Consider the following 15,724-nt stretch of genomic DNA (forward strand, 5'->3'; position numbering starts at 1 on the left):
CGGGGGAGATCCCAGAGTGTCAAACAGAATTCACAAGACACTTATCAACAGATAAAATCCCGGTTTTCTGCGACAGAAAAGACTAACCCCCATTATTCATTGCGAATCGCACTCGAAAAAAGACGGTTTTTTCTCAATTTTTCTGCTTTTCTCAGAAGTCCGGCCAGTTGGGAGCCAGATGTCCCCCAATCCGCAGCGGAGCGACCTTTCTGGCCAGACCGGTGGCGTCATCCGTTTCAACCATAAGCCCACAGACTGTCGCCTCCCCTTCCGCCGGCTGCGGACGGTCACCCGGAGTTTTGCGAACCAGCTTGTGGAGTGCTGCGGGTTTCCCCATTCCTATGACGCTATCGTAGTCGCCACACATCCCGGCATCCGTCTGATAGGCCGTACCCGCAGGCAGAATGCGATGGTCCGCAGTGGGAACATGCGTATGCGTTCCCACCACAACGGAGGCCCGGCCATCAAAATAAGCTCCAAAGCCCATTTTCTCGCTGGTGGCTTCGGCATGAACGTCAATCAGGATGGCATGAACCGTCACGCCAAGCCGATGTTTTGACAAAATCTCGCTGACGACCCGGAAAGGATCATCCAGCGGGTCCATGAAAATGCGCCCCATCACATTGATGACGAGAGCCCTGCGCCCACGGCTGATTTCAACGATATGGGTCCCCTGCCCCGGCGTTCCGACAGGATAATTGGCAGGCCTGACGATATGGGGGGCTTGGTTGATATAGCCGAGCATATCACGGCGATCCCACGCATGGTTGCCCAGCGTAATGACATCGACGCCGGCACTATGCAGGTTTTTCGCTATATCCGGGGAGAGGCCATAGCCGTGTGAGGCATTCTCACCATTGGCGACCACCAGATCCAGCGAGAGTTTCTCACGCCAGTCGGCCAGATTTCGGATAATGGCCTCACGCCCGCTACGCCCGATAATGTCGCCCAGAAACAGCAGTCTCAACAGTCAGTCTTTCATAAAGATTTTGGGTTATCAGTCTGGAGAACCCCGTACTCCGTGACGATCGTTTTTAACGGAATATCGTACGGGCCCGTGGGAACGGCATCGATCTGCTGACCGGCAAAGCCAAAGCCGATCGCCGGAACATTCAGTGCGGCCAAAGTACGGTCATAATAGCCGCCACCATATCCAAGCCTGTAACCAGAACGGTCAAATGCCAGAAATGGCACGAGAACAAGATCTGGAACTTCAATCTCACCCTCCGGATGCGATGTTCCGAAACGGCCCGCAATCATGGAAGATGAAGGCGTCCAGCGCCTGAAGATCAAAGGAGAACCTTTTGGTGTGGTTTCAGGCAACAGAACCTGACGCCCAGCTTCAGACAGAGCATGACACAGGGGGCGAAGATCGACTTCTTCGGCAAGAGGCCAGACTGCGGCAATTTTTTGAGCAGGCTGTGCGAGAATTTCTTTTAAGAGAAAGCCGCGCAGCTTCTCTTCGTTTTCAGAAGACAGGCCCTGCCGATATTCGGCCATTTTGCGGCGCAGGCTTTTTTTCAGAACGTCGATTTCGGAAATCTGTGGAGCCGCCAAAGCCGTTGGTCTTTTCAGCCCTCCTAGACCTGCAAGTGCAGGTGGGCACCGGTTAACGTGACCAGAGCCACGACAGAGCCAGTTCCCGTAGGAATGCTTATCGGCCCGGGGGATGATTTGCCTGACGCACCAGGCAGCTCCATCACCTATATTAGACTGTCCGGCCCGATATTCAATGCAAACCTTGAAGAATCAGGAAGTGCGCTCCAGTTCCGAGGCAAGAAGCTCTGCCTGCCCCGCCAGACGGACCAGACGTTCCTGACGCGCGCCCTCACGCTGCAGCAGATGCCCGGCCTGCTGGATCTGCGCCTCGGCCTGCGGCGAAATCTGCCGGTGCTTCAGTTCAAAGATTTCATCAGCCATCAGAAGCGCAGCCATCATGAGCGTTTTGGATTCGCTTGCAGCCCCACCCAGACTCCGGGCCCGCTGAAGCCAGCCTTCGACATGACGGGCCATATCATACAGATGGGCTTCTTCGCCATCCTGACAGCCGACATTATAGACGTAGCCATTAAGTCGAATGGATACCTGTCCCATCGCTCAGCCCTCTTTCCTGTTCAGCACGCCCTGAATGCGGGCGCACAGCGCATCGATATTGGCTGCAAATTCCGAAAGGTCAGGCGCGGAATGAAGGGCGCGCTCACAGGCTTCCTTTGCCAGAACATGACGCTCGGACGCAGCGGCAATCCGCATCATCGCTTCCTCAAGACGCTCAACCGTCTTATCGTCCTGCGCCATACCTGTCTCGTTTACCGCCACGTTCTTCCCGTTCCTGCAATCATTATGCCAGTCAAATGCCCGATACAGACCCGCTCCGGCCCGTTGCTCAGGAAAGACCCGATCCCGCTTTGGGGTCAAGGACATCCCTGCCCTTTCACTATCCTGTTTTCGTCATTTCGTCGCACCATGAGATGGATCGGATTGCGCGGCTTAAGGGAAATCGCTTTCTTGCCCTCTCTGTTGAAAGCGCAGGCAGCAGCTTTGGCGTTCCCTGGTGGCTGAACGTCATGAATGACCATGCGGGATTGTCTGTTCTGGATTGCGGCGCGTCTCCCACAGCGGCACGACTGGCGCTGGATTGCGGGGTCGGCTGGGCGATCTGCCGGGTCAATTCCCCGCAGCTTCGCACACTGGACTCCTACGACCGATACCGCGGACGGATCCTGACGTTCAGACCGCCTAGCTCCCGCATCCACAATCTGCGAGAACATCCCCATGACAGCCTGTGATCTCTACCCCGTTTTACCTGCCGGTTTTGATATGGATGCCGCTCTAGAGGTGCTCCGCGATATTCTACCGCTGCCTGAAGTCACCGCCCTTCGGTTGCCCTGCGGCTGGACGCCAGAGAAAGCGCAGCTTTCAAAACTGGTGGACCTGCTCCATGCCAATGGTGTCGCCCTGATCCCTGAAGTCGGCATTCCGCTGTCCAATACTCCGGACTCTCTTCTGGGGATCTGCGATGGGCTGCATGTCGCCTGTGTCGAGAATCTGGTCACCCTTCGCAAAACGGTCGGGAGCGATATGCCGATCGGCTGTGCGTGCGACAACCGCGATGATGCCATGAAAGCTGGCGAATCGGGCGCCGATTACGTCGCGTTTCCTGCGGGGGATCTGGAACTCGTGACATGGTGGAGTTCCGTTATGGAACTTCCGGGCGTCACGGAGAACGTCACGACTGCGGCGGATGCTTCCTCCGCGATCACTGCCGGTGCCGATTTCCTTGCCATCCCCCTTCAGTTTGATGGCAAGGACAAAGAGCGGTTTTCAGCGATGGCCGTGCTTGCGGCCGGCTGAGACCTTTACGGTAGGTATCGGCAGCAAAGCGTCCTGAGTGAAGTAAAGAACACCATTGGACTGCGGGAAAGACTTGCCCCACAGACGGTTAGTCTCACCCGCTGCGTTTTCAAGCAGCAGTTCGCCCGTACGCGGCGATACTTCCACGCCCAGAAGATCGCCATATAGGGTCTTCAGGCCGATTGCATGGCCATGATTGCGTTGGATGGCCCGGCGCAAAGCGGCTTCGTTCCATTTTCCATAGGCAATCGTGTAGCCCAGAATATGGACGAGCTGCCCGCGATTGGCCGGAGCCAGCAGCCCACCGGGCCAGCGTGCACTCAGGCGTTCCATAGCCGCATTGGGAATCGCAAAAAGCGTGTACGGCCCCGGACCACTGATCCACGGCTCCAGCTTCGCCACCTGGATCGCCTTGACGTAGTCGCTGAGTTCCAGAGAACCCGCGATATTCTCGTCAAGCGGACGATCCTCATAAGACAGCATCGGAGGGGAGTGATAGGCGACAGGACTGTTGGGTGTCCCGTCCGCACTGGGCTTATAGGCGCCATCAGTGCTTCCCGGCATTGCAGACGCGCGGGCGCTGATCTGGGTCTCGAAACTGTCCTGATAGTTCTTCGTCCAGTCCGTGCCCTGCCAGTCAGGATCGCCACAGGCGGACAGTGTGGCCCCGAGAAGGAGCCCCACGCCGAGTTTCAGTCCCTTCCCCCAGCCCGCAAACCGTCCTGAAGGGAAAACATCGAGTCGCACATCCATGCCTGATCGCACCATCCTGTGAGCGGGAGAGACGACCATAGAGCAGGTCGGGTGTTTCAGCACCCGTCCCCACGCATGGTCCATCCGACGACATGACCGCTGACCAGTTCGAATGTCGTCTGACAGCTGGTGTTGTAATAGGTCGACGGAAAACCGCCACCCCATCCACCCATACCGCCCCAGCCGCCACCCCAGCCGCCCATACCACCCCAGCCACCACCCCAGCCACCGCCCCAGCCTCCCCAGCCGCCGCCCCAGCCATCCCAGCCCCAGCCGCCACCGGGAGAATACTGCGTCTGGTTGTCGATATAGGCGAGGAAAGTATGGCCCTGCGCATCGTAGTTGCGGGTCGGCACACCGAACTGGCGCAGAACATCCACCTCGGACTTGCCGACCATGGAATCCAGAACCTTGCGCTGCTGAAGGGTCGGGACCTCACAGGCAGAAAGGCCCAGCAGCACCAGAACGGACAGCACGCCAACTTTTTTCATCATCTTCTTCCCCGACTGTGCCGCTGCAACGCGGTCATGTTCCTCTTTCGACACGTTCTAGCCCTTCTGACGCAAAAGAAGGATTAAAACTCCTGCAAGTTCCGAAAAGATCAGGCCAACCACAAAATGTCACTGATCCGCGGCGCCCCTGTCGCCAGCATGACCAGCCGGTCAAACCCGAGCGCAATCCCCGAACAGGCTGGCAGATCCGGCAACGCTGCCAAAAAGGCTTCGTCCACCGGCCAGTCCTGATCCGGTGACAGACCGATACGGCGCTTGCGGTCCGTTACAAAACGCTCCCGCTGCTCTACCGCGTCGGTCAGTTCCTCGAACGCATTCGCCAGTTCCAGCCCCCCTACATACAGCTCAAACCGCAGAGCCGCGCGCCCGTCCGCCGGGTCCCGTCGCGCGAGAGCGGCCTGTTCGGCAGGCCAGTGCGTCAGGAATGTCGGGCGTTCACGCCCGATCACGGGTTCGACGCGCTCCAGCAGAAGGCGGAAAAACAGATCCTCCCACGTCTCTCCGTTCCGCAGACCAACGCGCGCCTGTTCGGCAAGGGCTTCGGCATTTCCGGCCGTCCCCAGCAGATCCGCACCCACATAACGCGCAAACGCACCCTGCATCGTCAGACGTTCGAAGGGGAGTGACAGATCAATGACATCCATCCCCCGATGCACCACAGGCGGCAGAAGAGCCCGGAGAAAATCTTCCGTTTCATCCATCAGAGACGACAGATCAGCACCCGGACGATACCATTCCAGCATGGTGAACTCAGGCGCATGCGTGTTGCTCGCCTCACCATTGCGCCAGACGCGCGCCAACTGGAACACGGCCCGTCCCGTCGCCGCCACGATCCGCTTCATCGCAAATTCCGGACTCGTATGCAGGAAACGCGCCTCGCGGGAGCCGTCGGGACGTTCAAGCTCGGTTCTGAAGCACCGCAGATGGACCTCTTCTCCCGGAACAAGAACGGCGCAGGGCGTCTCGACTTCCAGATAGCCCCGTTTTTCAAAGAAGGTCCGAACGGATTTCACCATCTGCGAGCGCCGCTCAAGCAACGGTAGGCGCTCGGCGATCCGGGCCGAATCAGCGGCCAATCCAGCGGACAATACGGTCATGGCGTCTATCGCTCCTGTTGCAAAACGGGGACCCGCACCGCTAGAGGCATCACATGCACGATATGGTCAAGACAGCCCAAAAGCATTCCCCAAAACGCGCCACCCTCCGCACACCCTCGGACCTGATCGACGCGGGGCTGGCGAACGAGGCAGACCGTTCAGCGCTCGAAGCCGTCGGCGAACGCTTCACGATGGCCATTCCACCCGCCTTTCAGGACCTGATCACCCATCCGGACGACCCTATCGCCCGACAGGTCATCCCCGATGCGCGCGAGTTGATCACGCTGCCGCACGAAGATACGGACCCGATCGGCGATGATGCGCTCTCGCCCGTTCCCGGAATCGTGCATCGCTATGCCGATCGTGCCCTGCTCAAGCCGCTATTGGTCTGCCCGCTCTATTGCCGCTTCTGCTTCCGCCGAGAACATGTCGGGCCCGGCGGCGGCCTTTTGAATGATGCGCAACTTGAAACCGCACTGGACTGGGTGCGGCAGCATTCCGATGTCCGCGAAATCATCCTCACGGGTGGCGATCCGCTCATGCTGGCGCCCCGCCGGCTGAAGCACATCGTGCAATCCCTGTCCGACATTCCCCATATCGAGACCATCCGCATCCATTCCCGCGTGCCAGTCGCCGATCCGGCCCGCATGACGGAAGAGCTTCTCGATGCGATGGAAACGGACCGCGCCATGTGGCTCGTGGTCCACGCCAACCACGCCAGCGAACTGACGCCGAAGGCCACGAAAGCCATCCGCGCCGTGCTGTCGCGCGCCATTCCGGTCCTGTCGCAGTCCGTTCTGCTGCGCGGGGTCAACGATACGGTGGAAAGTCTGGAAGCCCTTCTGCGGGCGTTTCTGAAAGCGCGGGTCAAACCCTATTATCTGCATCATCTGGATGCAGCCGCGGGGACCGGACACTTTCATGTTCCGGTCGAGGAAGGACAGGCGCTGCTGCGGCAACTCCGCGGGCGGGTGACGGGTCTCGCCTGGCCAACCTATGTTCTGGATATTCCGGGCGGCCGGGGCAAAGTCCCGATTGGTCCGGAATATCTCGAGCCCGGCTCTCCGGGTGCGGTTTCAACACCTGACGGAGAGATTTGCGACTTCACCTAAAGCGAAAGAAAACCTTACTTCGCTTCGAACATATGCGTGGCATGCGTGATCGCGCCACCCGCACGGATGGCGGCGGCCACGAGGGCGATTTCAGAAAGCTGGGCGTCCGTCGCCCCGGCTTCGCGCGCTGCCTTCACATGAAGTTCAATACAATACGGGCACTGGGTTGTCAGGGCGACCGCCACAGCGGCGAGCTGCTTGGTCAGGGCGCTGACGGCCCCTTCCTCGAAAGCAGCACGATCGAATTGCCAGAAAGCCTCCATACCCTTGGAGGCATTGGCTTCGAGATGGGAAATGCGCGAGAGGTTCTTCATATCGTACATGCGTCTTCTCCTTGCGTTTCGCCCTGACCCTCAGGACGCACACACAGTCTGACATGACCTGCCCGGCGTGCGGCCCCAAGCCCCCTTTCCTTCACACTTTCCTGAAGTCCCCGCAGCCCACGCAGCCCTTGTGCCTTGCTTAGAAGCCCCCTGCGGCGCTAGAAGCCCACAGACGTGACAGAAAATCCCTATTCAAGGGTCATCAGGACACAAGCATGAAACAGCAAGCCAACCTTATCCGGGCCGGCCAGGTCATCGAGCACGACGGTCGCCGCTGGACGGTTCTCAAGCAGCAGATCATCACCCCGGGCAAGGGTGGCGCCTTCATCCAGGTCGAAATGCGCGATCTCAAGACTGGCAACAAGACCAACGAGCGCTGGAGAACGGCTGACTCCGTCGAGCGTCTGATGACGGAAGACAAGGACTACACCTATTCCTACATGGATGGTGACAATGTCGTCCTGATGGACCCGGAGACGTTCGAGCAGCTGATCCTCGCCAAGGACATCTTCGGCGACCAGTTCGCATTCCTTCAGGATAACATGCCGCTGAACGTCAAGCTGGTCGAAGGCGACCCGGTGGGCGTGGAACTGCCGCCGCATGTGACGCTGGAAATCACGGAAGCCGATCCGGTGGTCAAGGGCCAGACGGCCAGCTCGTCCTACAAGCCTGCCGTCCTGTCCAACGGCGTCAAGACGCTGGTCCCGCCGTTCATCGAAGCCGGTGAGCGCATCGTTGTCCGCACGGAAGACGCATCCTACGTCGAACGCGCGAAGGACTGATCCATCATGCGTCTCTCCCCGCACATGGCCGTCATGCAGGGTGCTGCGCAGAAGGCCTCGCGCCGTCTGCTCCGTGACTTTGCCGAGGTCGAACAGCTTCAGGTCAGCATCAAGGGCCCGGGAGATTTCGTCTCCCAGGCCGACCTGCGCGCCGAAACCATCCTCCGCGAAGAACTGAGCCGTGCGCGGCCGGGCTACGCCTTCCTGATGGAAGAAAGCGGCGCTTCGGGCGGGGATAACTGGACCTGGCGCTGGATTGTCGATCCGCTGGACGGCACGACGAACTTCCTGCACGGCATTCCGCACTGGGCCATTTCCATCGGCCTTCAGCGCAGACTTCAGGACGGATCGGTCGAACTGGTCGCGGCGGTTGTCTACAACCCGGCGGCCAACGAAATGTTCTGGGCCGAAAAGGGCGTGGGCGCGTTCCTCAACGAGCGCCGCCTCCGCGTGTCCGGTCGCCGCAACATGCTGGAAGCCGTTTTCGCGACAGGCATTCCCTTTGCGAAAGTCCCAAGCAGCAGCCGTCTGCCGTTCGCCCGCGTTCTGGGCGCACTGATGCCGCAGGTCGCAGGGATTCGCCGCTTCGGTGCCGCTGCCCTTGATCTCGCATGGGTGGCAGCAGGCCGCTACGAAGGCTACTGGGAATTCGGCATCAAGCCGTGGGACTGCGCAGCCGGTCTGCTTCTCGTCCGTGAAGCCGGTGGTTATGCGACCGACCCGGACGGTAACGAACTCCACGATCTGCCGGACGACGTGAATGTCGTTGCCGGAAACACCAACCTGCACGGCACCCTGCGCGCGCTCGTGCATGAGGCCCTGAACCGGGGTTGATCTCTCGGAGCTGACGAAACTGCCCTCACGCCCCATTGCGGGAGTCGTGAGGCGTCGTCTAGGATCGGCCTGACATGAACAGGCCGATCCTCTCCTCCCTTTCTCTGGCGGCCTTTCTGGCCTGCCTTTCGCTGCCCGCCGCACAGGCACAGGTCACCAGCAATCTGGATGATCTGCCTCAGGGCAAGTCCGCTCCCACCGCAAAAAAAACGGCTGCTGCGCCACATACGGCCCACACCTCCGCCGCACACAGCAACACGAAGCCGGTCTCGCAGAAACCTGCTGCGACATCCACGCCTGCCCCGGCAGCCACTCCGGTCAAATCTGCTCCAGCGCATGAGACGGTTCCGGGCGTTCCTGCCGCCCCGCCACCGCCCGTCGTGCTGCCCCCACCATTCGTTCCAGTTCAGCTCCATCCCCCCGTTCCTCCGACGGACGTGACCGCTGTCGCCGATGCCGCAAGCCACACGGAATCGCTGCCTGACGGTGGAATGAGAGTTCTGTTTCCATCCGGAAGCGAGGCGTTGAACGCCGACAGCCTCAAAGCGCTTCAGGCTTACGGAACCGAACTCTCCCATCACCCGGAAGAGCGGGTCGTGCTGATCGCTCATGCCACCCTGCCGGGCGATGACGTGTCCATGCCGCGCCGCATCGCGCTGGCCCGCGCACTTGCCGTCCGTTCGATCTTCATTCACGCAGGTGTCGCCACGACCCGTCTTTATCCCCGCGCGCTGGGACGACCGGACGCCGGAGACAGCGCGCCTGCCGACCGGCTGGATGTTGTCATTGAGACAAATCCCGTCGACCCCTCACCTTCCGCAAACGGCCTGCCGAAATAACATCAGGAAAGACACGCCGTGACACGTCCTACGACCTATCTGCTCCGAATGGCCGTTTTCCTTGTCGCGGTCGGCCTTCTGGCCGCGACAATGGGCACAACCCTGCTTCAGGCCTTCAGCGCGAACCCGAAGCTCGATGCCATTATCCTCGGTGTGCTCCTGCTGGGCATCCTGTGGAACCTGCATGTCGTCCAGCGCCTCATGCCGGAAGTTCACTGGGTTGAACTCCTACGCCAGCCTCGCGCCGGTCTGGCCGCGCCCAAGGCGCCCCGCCTGCTCGCGCCCATGGCCAGCATGCTGGCAGCCCGCAACCGGACGGACCGCCTGACGCTCTCGACCCAGACTACACAGGCCATGCTCGACAGCCTGTCCTCTCGTCTGGACGAAAGCCGGGAAATCTCCCGCTACATGACCCAGCTTCTGATTTTTCTGGGTCTGTTGGGCACGTTCTACGGCCTTCTGCTAACGGTGAGTTCGATTGCCGGTGTAATCGGTGGCATGTCCGCAGGCAGCGGCGACATGGACGTCATGTTCAACCAGCTCAAGACGGGCCTTGCCGGACCACTCGCCGGAATGTCCACGGCGTTCTCGGGCTCGATGTTCGGCCTCGCCGGCGCACTGGTTCTCGGCTTTCTGGATCTCACAGCCGGGCAGGCCCAGACCCGCTTCTTCAATGAACTGGAAGAATGGCTGGCTGGCGTCACCCGCGTCACGGGCAGCACGTCCATCGAGAGCGACGGCGCCCCTGTTCCGGCCTATGTTCAGGCCTTGCTCGAACAGACCGCCGAAAATCTGGAAACGCTCCAGAACGCCGTCTCCCGCAGCGAGGAAAACCGCGTCCGCGAACTGCACATGCTCGACAGCCTTCAGGAACGTCTGCGCGGCATGACGGATCTGCTCGCCGCCAACCAGACCCTCATGACCCGCACCGCCGAAACCCAGACCGCCCTTCTGCGCCATATGGGCGATGATGGTCCGGGCTCTCAGGGAACGGCGCTCCTGCGGATCGAAACGCATCTCAGCCGCCTGATCCAAGAGCTTCATGAAGGCCGCGCCCAGACAATCGGCGAGTTACGCAACGATCTCCGTGTTCTGGCCCGCACGATTGCCGCAGCCTCAGGCAGCACGACGCCCTCCCCCGGCAGGCAGGACTGATCCATGGCCCGGCGCAGACGCGGATCTCACAACGCCCTTGATGCATGGCCCGGCTATGTGGACGCTTTGTCCACCCTGCTGATGGTCGTCACCTTCGTTCTGCTCGTCTTCGTCGTGGGGCAGCAATTCCTGTCGGTCTCGCTCTCACGACGCGAACACACGCTCGACGCCCTGCAAAAGCAACTGGCCGAACTGTCGCACATGCTGTCGATGACGGAAGACAAAAATAAAAGCCTGTCCTCAACCGTCGCCACCCTGTCTGACGAAAAACAACACAACCAGGCCCAGCTCCAGACCCTTTCGACCCAGATCGCCGCCCTGACGGGACAGCTTCAGTCGAAAGATCAGGCATTGGCCTCGGCAGACGACACAAGCAAACAGCAGAACAGTAAGATCTCGGACCTTCAGGCTCAGGTTGAAGAACTGACCCGCCAGCTTCAGGCGATCAGCAACGCCCTCGACATTGAGAAGAAGAACGAGCAGGGCAAGGACGCGCAGATCGCGGACCTTGGCAACAAGCTCAATCTAGCGCTGGCCGATAAGGTCAATCAGCTCAAACGCTATCGTTCAGAGTTCTTCGGACGTCTGCGGGATCTGCTGAAAAACCAGAAAGGCGTGAATGTCGTGGGAGACCGTTTTGTCTTCCAGTCGGAAATCCTGTTCCCGCAGGGGAGTGCCGAACTGACGCCGGAAGGACGCAAGGAGATCACAACCCTCGCCCACACCTTCAAACAGGTCGCCTCAACGATTCCGACGGATCTTCCGTGGATTCTGCGCGTGGATGGTCATGCTGACCGCCAACCGATCCACAGCGCCTTTCCCAGCAACTGGGAACTGTCGTCGGAGCGCGCCATCACGGTGGTCAAACTGCTGATTGCCGAGGGCGTGGACCCGCGCCATCTGGCCGCAACAGGCTTTGCCGACTACCAGCCTCTGGACGCTGCCACCACACCGGCAGCCTACGCCAGAAACCGCAGGATCGAGTTCCGTCTGACGGACCGCTGATCCCACTCCCGCCTGCCTTTTCACAAAGGCAGGCTTTTGCGCAGATCTACTGACATTTCTGCGATAATCCCTTATGTAGCAGCCATGACCGATACCCCGCTCTCCCTTATCCGCAATTTCTCGATCATCGCCCACATCGATCACGGCAAATCGACGCTGGCCGATCGCCTGATTCAGGCCTGTGGCGCCCTGACCGCGCGCGAGATGAAAAATCAGGTCCTCGATTCGATGGAACTCGAGCAGGAGCGCGGGATCACCATCAAGGCGCAGACCGTGCGCCTGACCTATCCGGCGAAAGACGGCCAGACTTACACGCTGAACCTCATGGACACGCCGGGCCATGTCGACTTCGCCTACGAAGTCAGCCGCTCGCTCGCTGCCTGTGAAGGCTCGCTTCTGGTCGTGGACGCCTCTCAGGGCGTGGAAGCCCAGACACTGGCGAACGTTTATCAAGCCCTCGACGCCAATCACGAGATCGTCCCGGTCCTGAACAAGATCGACCTTCCGGCTGCTGAACCTGAGCGCGTCCGCGCCCAGATCGAGGAAGTTGTCGGAATCCCCGCCGATGACGCCGTCGAAATCAGCGCCAAGACCGGCATCAATATCGAAGGCGTGCTCGAAGCTCTCGTCCAGCGCCTCCCCGCCCCCACGGGTGACGCCGAAGCCCCGCTTCAAGCCCTGCTGGTCGACAGTTGGTACGATGCGTATCTGGGCGTCATCATCCTCGTTCGCATCAAGGACGGCCGCCTCAAGCGCGGCGACCGCATCCGCATGATGCAGACTGGCGCGACCTATCACGTCGATCAGGTCGGTGTATTCCTGCCCAAGATGCAGTCGGTCGACAGCCTCGGCCCGGGCGAGATGGGCTACATCAACGCTGCCATCAAGACCGTCGCGGACTGCAATGTCGGCGATACCGTCACTCTTGACCGTCGCCCTGCCGAGAAAGCTCTTCCGGGCTTCAAGCCATCCATTCCCGTCGTGTGGTGCGGTCTGTTCCCGATCGACGCCGACGATTTCGAAAAGCTGCGCGACAGTCTTGCGAAGCTGCGTCTGAACGATGCTTCATTCCACTTTGAAGCTGAGACATCGGCTGCTCTGGGTTTCGGCTTCCGCTGCGGCTTCCTCGGCCTGCTGCATCTGGAAATCATTCAGGAACGCCTGTCCCGCGAATTCAATCTGGACCTGATCGCAACCGCTCCGTCCGTGGTCTACAAGATGCACATGACGGATGGCACAGTCGAGGATCTGCACAATCCGGCGGACATGCCGGAACTGAGCAAGATCGAAACCATTGATGAGCCGTGGATCAAGGCCACCATCATGGTGCAGGACGAATATCTTGGCCCGGTCCTGACTCTCTGTTCCGAACGCCGTGGCGTGCAGGTGGACCTGACCTATGTCGGCAACCGCGCCATGGCCGTCTATCGCCTGCCGCTGAATGAAGTGGTGTTCGATTTCTACGACCGTCTGAAATCCATCAGCCGTGGCTACGCCTCTTTCGACTATCAGATGGACGGCTACGAAGAGAGCGATCTGGTCCGCATCTCCATTCTCGTGAATCACGAGCCAGTCGATGCCCTGTCCTTCATCTCGCACCGCACCGTCGCCGAGCAGCGTGGGCGCTCGATCTGCGGCAAGCTCAAGGATCTGATCCCCAAGCAGCTCTTCAAGATCGCCATTCAGGCCGCCATCGGCTCCAAGGTCATCGCCCGTGAAACGATCGGCGCGTTGTCCAAGGACGTGACGGCCAAATGTTATGGCGGCGATATTTCCCGTAAGCGCAAACTTCTGGACAAGCAGAAGGAAGGCAAGAAGCGCATGCGGCAGTTCGGTAAGGTCGAAATCCCGCAGAGCGCCTTCCTTGCCGCCCTGAAAATGGACTGAGACCTGTCCCATGTCGAAAAGCGCCGCCATCCTGTTCGTTCACAACGAGGTTGATACGATCGGATGGTGGCTGGCCCATCACGCAACAATCGGTTTCTCGACCCTGATTGTTTGTGACGACCATTCGACAGACGGGACGCTTACGGCCCTCTCAAACGCTGCCACACTCTACGACATCCGGGTCCAGTCTGCGGATACAACGCTCTCCACGCGGCTGGAACGTCAGACCCGGTTCCACGAAAACGCGCTCGCACAGGGTCACGACGAATTCGACTGGATGATGATTCTGGCGGCGGACGAGTACCTGCATTTCGAGACCGCCCGATCCGTCGCTGAATTCACGGCCAATGCCCCCGGAACGACAATTCCCGTAAACTGGTGCCTGTTCGGCTCTTCCGGACGCCTGACACCCTCGGCCTTTTCCCCGGTCGAGACCTTCATCCGTCACGGCCTTCTCAGCCTGCCTGATCATCGCGTTGTGCGGCATCTTGTTCAGCCACGCTCTCTCGACACCGGCCTGCCTGACCCCTTTTCGGCGTTGGATAGAAATGCCGTCTGGGACGAAGCGCGGATTCTTCACTTTGCCGCCAGCGACCGGGAAAGTTTCTTCAAGCGCGATTCTAGCGCGACGCCTGAACAGGCCTGGAAAAATTTCGATCGCAATGATGCTGAATATGGCGGCGCAAACCGCTGGCTTCCCGGAAGCCGCCGGATCGCCTCATTCCTGACCCAGGCGTCGCTGACCGATCTTTATTGGCGCCTCAAGGCCGTCATGACCCATGCAGATAAGTCCACTCTGCAAAAACTTGGCCTGACACCCGATCAGCTTTCCGTGTCTTCGTCTTCCCGCTCACAACCACAGTTTCGTTTCTGTACGCTCGGGGCAACGCAGCGCCTGATGCTGGATATGCAAACCGGCTCTCTCGTTCCTGTTGGAGAAACTGACACGAATTTCGGGCGCTACAATCCGCTCATCATGGCTTTGGAAGTATCGGATACCGATATCTGGAACGCATGCCTGTTTGTGGAAAACCCACTGCCCGGCCGATATCTCTCACTCGCAGGCTCGCCGACGCTCCTGCCCATGGTACCGCTCCACATCAAAATCGCTGAAAACACGGTTCAGTCCCCCGTGAGTGGTGACGACATCCATATCGCCATCCCCGATCATGCCCTGACGGAAATTGACGCCACAATAAGTCTCTACAGCCGCATTACATCTTTCATGGTTCTGACGGCGGGGGGCCATAACCTCGCAGGATTACTGCGCGGAATTGAAAGGCTTCCCGCAGCAGATGCAAGCGCCCTGGGATGTGCGGTTGCTATGCTGCCGTTCGAGGAGGCCGAGCGTCTGTCCGATGCTTTTCCGGGTGTTGTCCCAAGGAATGTGCGGTCGGCCCGACCGCCTCAGGCCTGAGAACCGGCGCTATTGCGGAACAAGTCAAACGTCAGGACTGCCCCAGCCGTAACAGCCTTACGCTGTGCCACATCGCTCTCGTTCAGAAAGTGCTCCAGATAGGCCAGAAACTCCGGCCATTCCCCTTTCTGATGAAACGCCGACAGATACGCCCGAGGCAAGCCCTCAGCTACACGGGCCGAAAGCACCCGACCGCCAAGGCGCGATCCCTCCAGAACATACAACACACCCAGCGCCATGCCGTCATGCTCGGGAAAGATGTCCTGACGCGCCGCAGGAACTTCAACCCCCATCTGCCGCAGATCCTCCTTCAGCAGTTCCGAGCGTGAATGCCATGATGGCAGCACACTCGCATGCTTCGCGAGATAAGTCTCGGCCGTCAGAAGCGCGCCTGCATGAGCTGTCAGAAACGCACCGTAGGATTCTTTATCCGCAAGATCGAAACGCGAAAAAACTTCATCCACGGCTTCGTGCGCCTTTCGGCTGACACGTCGCAGTTCCGCAAGGCCTGAGCCGTCCTGACTGCCGATGCGTTCAACCGTGTCCATCCGTTCCGACCTTCCCGTCTTTTGTGAAACCGTTTCTGATTCTGTCCGTAATTAGAGTGACTTGCAACAACCAGATCCGTCTCGGCACACCACAAATTCCGGAGAAACG

General features: G+C 59.8%; 19 protein-coding genes and 1 other RNA gene. 10 read left to right on the forward strand and 10 right to left on the reverse strand.

Annotation, left to right across the window (positions count from 1 at the left end; genetic code table 11):
* Window positions 1–151: 151 nt before the first annotated feature.
* From GKO01_RS09055 to GKO01_RS09075, 5 genes are all read right to left on the reverse strand, one after another.
* Entirely contained in the window at window positions 152–967 is an 816-nt protein-coding gene (locus tag GKO01_RS09055) for a TIGR00282 family metallophosphoesterase (RefSeq protein WP_099286806.1), read from the reverse strand.
* Between the two features lie 11 nt (window positions 968–978).
* The gene (locus GKO01_RS09060; protein ID WP_099286807.1) at window positions 979–1,557 is read right to left on the reverse strand and encodes a 5-formyltetrahydrofolate cyclo-ligase; all 579 of its coding nucleotides are present in this window, start codon (window positions 1,555–1,557) and stop codon (window positions 979–981) included.
* Window positions 1,544–1,700: non-coding RNA, 6S RNA (gene ssrS, locus GKO01_RS09065), on the reverse strand. The genes GKO01_RS09060 and ssrS overlap by 14 nt, the downstream gene beginning before the upstream one ends.
* A gap of 49 nt (window positions 1,701–1,749) precedes the next feature.
* The gene (locus GKO01_RS09070; protein ID WP_099286808.1) at window positions 1,750–2,094 is read right to left on the reverse strand and encodes a cell division protein ZapA; all 345 of its coding nucleotides are present in this window, start codon (window positions 2,092–2,094) and stop codon (window positions 1,750–1,752) included.
* 3 nt (window positions 2,095–2,097) lie between these two features.
* Entirely contained in the window at window positions 2,098–2,316 is a 219-nt protein-coding gene (locus tag GKO01_RS09075) for a hypothetical protein (RefSeq protein WP_244901397.1), read from the reverse strand.
* A gap of 35 nt (window positions 2,317–2,351) precedes the next feature.
* On the opposite strand from GKO01_RS09075, the gene GKO01_RS09080 reads away from it, so the two are divergent.
* Window positions 2,352–2,786 (forward strand): hypothetical protein, encoded by a 435-nt coding sequence (locus tag GKO01_RS09080; protein ID WP_145994752.1) that lies wholly within the window; start codon window positions 2,352–2,354, stop codon window positions 2,784–2,786.
* The gene (locus GKO01_RS09085) at window positions 2,773–3,351 is read left to right on the forward strand and encodes a thiamine phosphate synthase (RefSeq protein ID WP_099286811.1); all 579 of its coding nucleotides are present in this window, start codon (window positions 2,773–2,775) and stop codon (window positions 3,349–3,351) included. The genes GKO01_RS09080 and GKO01_RS09085 overlap by 14 nt, the downstream gene beginning before the upstream one ends.
* Here GKO01_RS09085 and GKO01_RS09090 read toward each other — a convergent pair.
* The 3 genes from GKO01_RS09090 to epmA form a co-directional block, all read right to left on the reverse strand.
* On the reverse strand, window positions 3,322–4,104 hold the full coding sequence (locus GKO01_RS09090; protein ID WP_099286812.1) for a fasciclin domain-containing protein: 783 nt from the start codon (window positions 4,102–4,104) through the stop codon (window positions 3,322–3,324). The genes GKO01_RS09085 and GKO01_RS09090 overlap by 30 nt on opposite strands.
* A gap of 56 nt (window positions 4,105–4,160) precedes the next feature.
* Complete coding sequence (locus tag GKO01_RS09095; RefSeq protein ID WP_174694274.1) at window positions 4,161–4,598, reverse strand: hypothetical protein; 438 nt, start codon at window positions 4,596–4,598, stop codon at window positions 4,161–4,163.
* A gap of 107 nt (window positions 4,599–4,705) precedes the next feature.
* The gene (gene epmA, locus GKO01_RS09100; RefSeq protein WP_099286813.1) at window positions 4,706–5,713 is read right to left on the reverse strand and encodes an EF-P lysine aminoacylase EpmA; all 1,008 of its coding nucleotides are present in this window, start codon (window positions 5,711–5,713) and stop codon (window positions 4,706–4,708) included.
* 53 nt (window positions 5,714–5,766) lie between these two features.
* Between epmA and GKO01_RS09105 the strand changes: the two genes are divergently transcribed.
* Window positions 5,767–6,825 (forward strand): lysine-2,3-aminomutase-like protein, encoded by a 1,059-nt coding sequence (locus GKO01_RS09105; RefSeq protein ID WP_099286814.1) that lies wholly within the window; start codon window positions 5,767–5,769, stop codon window positions 6,823–6,825.
* A 14-nt stretch (window positions 6,826–6,839) separates the two neighbouring features.
* On the opposite strand, the gene GKO01_RS09110 is transcribed toward GKO01_RS09105, so the two are convergent.
* Window positions 6,840–7,148, reverse strand: a complete 309-nt coding sequence (locus tag GKO01_RS09110; protein ID WP_099286815.1) for a carboxymuconolactone decarboxylase family protein — start codon at window positions 7,146–7,148, stop codon at window positions 6,840–6,842.
* A gap of 215 nt (window positions 7,149–7,363) precedes the next feature.
* On the opposite strand from GKO01_RS09110, the gene efp reads away from it, so the two are divergent.
* The 7 genes from efp to GKO01_RS09145 all read left to right on the forward strand — a co-directional run bounded on the left by efp (window position 7,364) and on the right by GKO01_RS09145 (window position 15,067).
* Window positions 7,364–7,930: an elongation factor P gene (gene efp, locus GKO01_RS09115; protein WP_062032946.1), complete on the forward strand. Its 567-nt coding sequence runs from the start codon at window positions 7,364–7,366 to the stop codon at window positions 7,928–7,930.
* Between the two features lie 6 nt (window positions 7,931–7,936).
* Window positions 7,937–8,764, forward strand: a complete 828-nt coding sequence (locus GKO01_RS09120) for an inositol monophosphatase family protein (RefSeq protein WP_099286816.1) — start codon at window positions 7,937–7,939, stop codon at window positions 8,762–8,764.
* 74 nt (window positions 8,765–8,838) lie between these two features.
* The gene (locus GKO01_RS09125) at window positions 8,839–9,603 is read left to right on the forward strand and encodes an OmpA family protein (RefSeq protein ID WP_174694275.1); all 765 of its coding nucleotides are present in this window, start codon (window positions 8,839–8,841) and stop codon (window positions 9,601–9,603) included.
* An 18-nt stretch (window positions 9,604–9,621) separates the two neighbouring features.
* Window positions 9,622–10,758, forward strand: coding sequence for a flagellar motor protein MotA (locus GKO01_RS09130; protein WP_099286817.1), 1,137 nt, complete (start codon window positions 9,622–9,624; stop codon window positions 10,756–10,758).
* Between the two features lie 3 nt (window positions 10,759–10,761).
* Window positions 10,762–11,763 (forward strand): peptidoglycan -binding protein, encoded by a 1,002-nt coding sequence (locus tag GKO01_RS09135; RefSeq protein WP_099286818.1) that lies wholly within the window; start codon window positions 10,762–10,764, stop codon window positions 11,761–11,763.
* 84 nt (window positions 11,764–11,847) lie between these two features.
* The gene (gene lepA / locus GKO01_RS09140; RefSeq protein ID WP_099286819.1) at window positions 11,848–13,650 is read left to right on the forward strand and encodes a translation elongation factor 4; all 1,803 of its coding nucleotides are present in this window, start codon (window positions 11,848–11,850) and stop codon (window positions 13,648–13,650) included.
* A 10-nt stretch (window positions 13,651–13,660) separates the two neighbouring features.
* Window positions 13,661–15,067: a glycosyltransferase family 2 protein gene (locus GKO01_RS09145; RefSeq protein WP_099286820.1), complete on the forward strand. Its 1,407-nt coding sequence runs from the start codon at window positions 13,661–13,663 to the stop codon at window positions 15,065–15,067.
* Here the strand turns inward: GKO01_RS09145 and GKO01_RS09150 are convergent.
* Complete coding sequence (locus GKO01_RS09150) at window positions 15,058–15,615, reverse strand: biliverdin-producing heme oxygenase (protein WP_099286821.1); 558 nt, start codon at window positions 15,613–15,615, stop codon at window positions 15,058–15,060. The two genes, GKO01_RS09145 and GKO01_RS09150, sit on opposite strands and share 10 nt — an antisense overlap.
* Between the last annotated feature and the right edge of the window lie 109 nt (window positions 15,616–15,724).

The organism is Gluconobacter kondonii, from assembly GCF_002723995.1.
Lineage (GTDB): Bacteria > Pseudomonadota > Alphaproteobacteria > Acetobacterales > Acetobacteraceae > Gluconobacter > Gluconobacter kondonii.

Excerpts from the sequence above, each read along its gene's own strand:
- GKO01_RS09090 (WP_099286812.1), bottom strand. The coding sequence starts at position 4,104 with ATGGATGTGCGACTCGATGTTTTCCCTTCAGGACGGTTTGCGGGCTGG.
- GKO01_RS09150 (WP_099286821.1), bottom strand. The coding sequence starts at position 15,615 with ATGGACACGGTTGAACGCATCGGCAGTCAGGACGGCTCAGGCCTTGCG.
- GKO01_RS09070 (WP_099286808.1), bottom strand. The coding sequence starts at position 2,094 with ATGGGACAGGTATCCATTCGACTTAATGGCTACGTCTATAATGTCGGC.
- GKO01_RS09145 (WP_099286820.1), top strand. The coding sequence starts at position 13,661 with ATGTCGAAAAGCGCCGCCATCCTGTTCGTTCACAACGAGGTTGATACG.
- GKO01_RS09110 (WP_099286815.1), bottom strand. The coding sequence starts at position 7,148 with ATGTACGATATGAAGAACCTCTCGCGCATTTCCCATCTCGAAGCCAAT.
- GKO01_RS09105 (WP_099286814.1), top strand. The coding sequence starts at position 5,767 with ATGCACGATATGGTCAAGACAGCCCAAAAGCATTCCCCAAAACGCGCC.
- GKO01_RS09085 (WP_099286811.1), top strand. The coding sequence starts at position 2,773 with ATGACAGCCTGTGATCTCTACCCCGTTTTACCTGCCGGTTTTGATATG.
- GKO01_RS09125 (WP_174694275.1), top strand. The coding sequence starts at position 8,839 with ATGAACAGGCCGATCCTCTCCTCCCTTTCTCTGGCGGCCTTTCTGGCC.
- efp (WP_062032946.1), top strand. The coding sequence starts at position 7,364 with ATGAAACAGCAAGCCAACCTTATCCGGGCCGGCCAGGTCATCGAGCAC.
- GKO01_RS09095 (WP_174694274.1), bottom strand. The coding sequence starts at position 4,598 with ATGATGAAAAAAGTTGGCGTGCTGTCCGTTCTGGTGCTGCTGGGCCTT.
- GKO01_RS09120 (WP_099286816.1), top strand. The coding sequence starts at position 7,937 with ATGCGTCTCTCCCCGCACATGGCCGTCATGCAGGGTGCTGCGCAGAAG.
- GKO01_RS09135 (WP_099286818.1), top strand. The coding sequence starts at position 10,762 with ATGGCCCGGCGCAGACGCGGATCTCACAACGCCCTTGATGCATGGCCC.
- GKO01_RS09080 (WP_145994752.1), top strand. The coding sequence starts at position 2,352 with ATGCCCGATACAGACCCGCTCCGGCCCGTTGCTCAGGAAAGACCCGAT.
- epmA (WP_099286813.1), bottom strand. The coding sequence starts at position 5,713 with ATGACCGTATTGTCCGCTGGATTGGCCGCTGATTCGGCCCGGATCGCC.
- lepA (WP_099286819.1), top strand. The coding sequence starts at position 11,848 with ATGACCGATACCCCGCTCTCCCTTATCCGCAATTTCTCGATCATCGCC.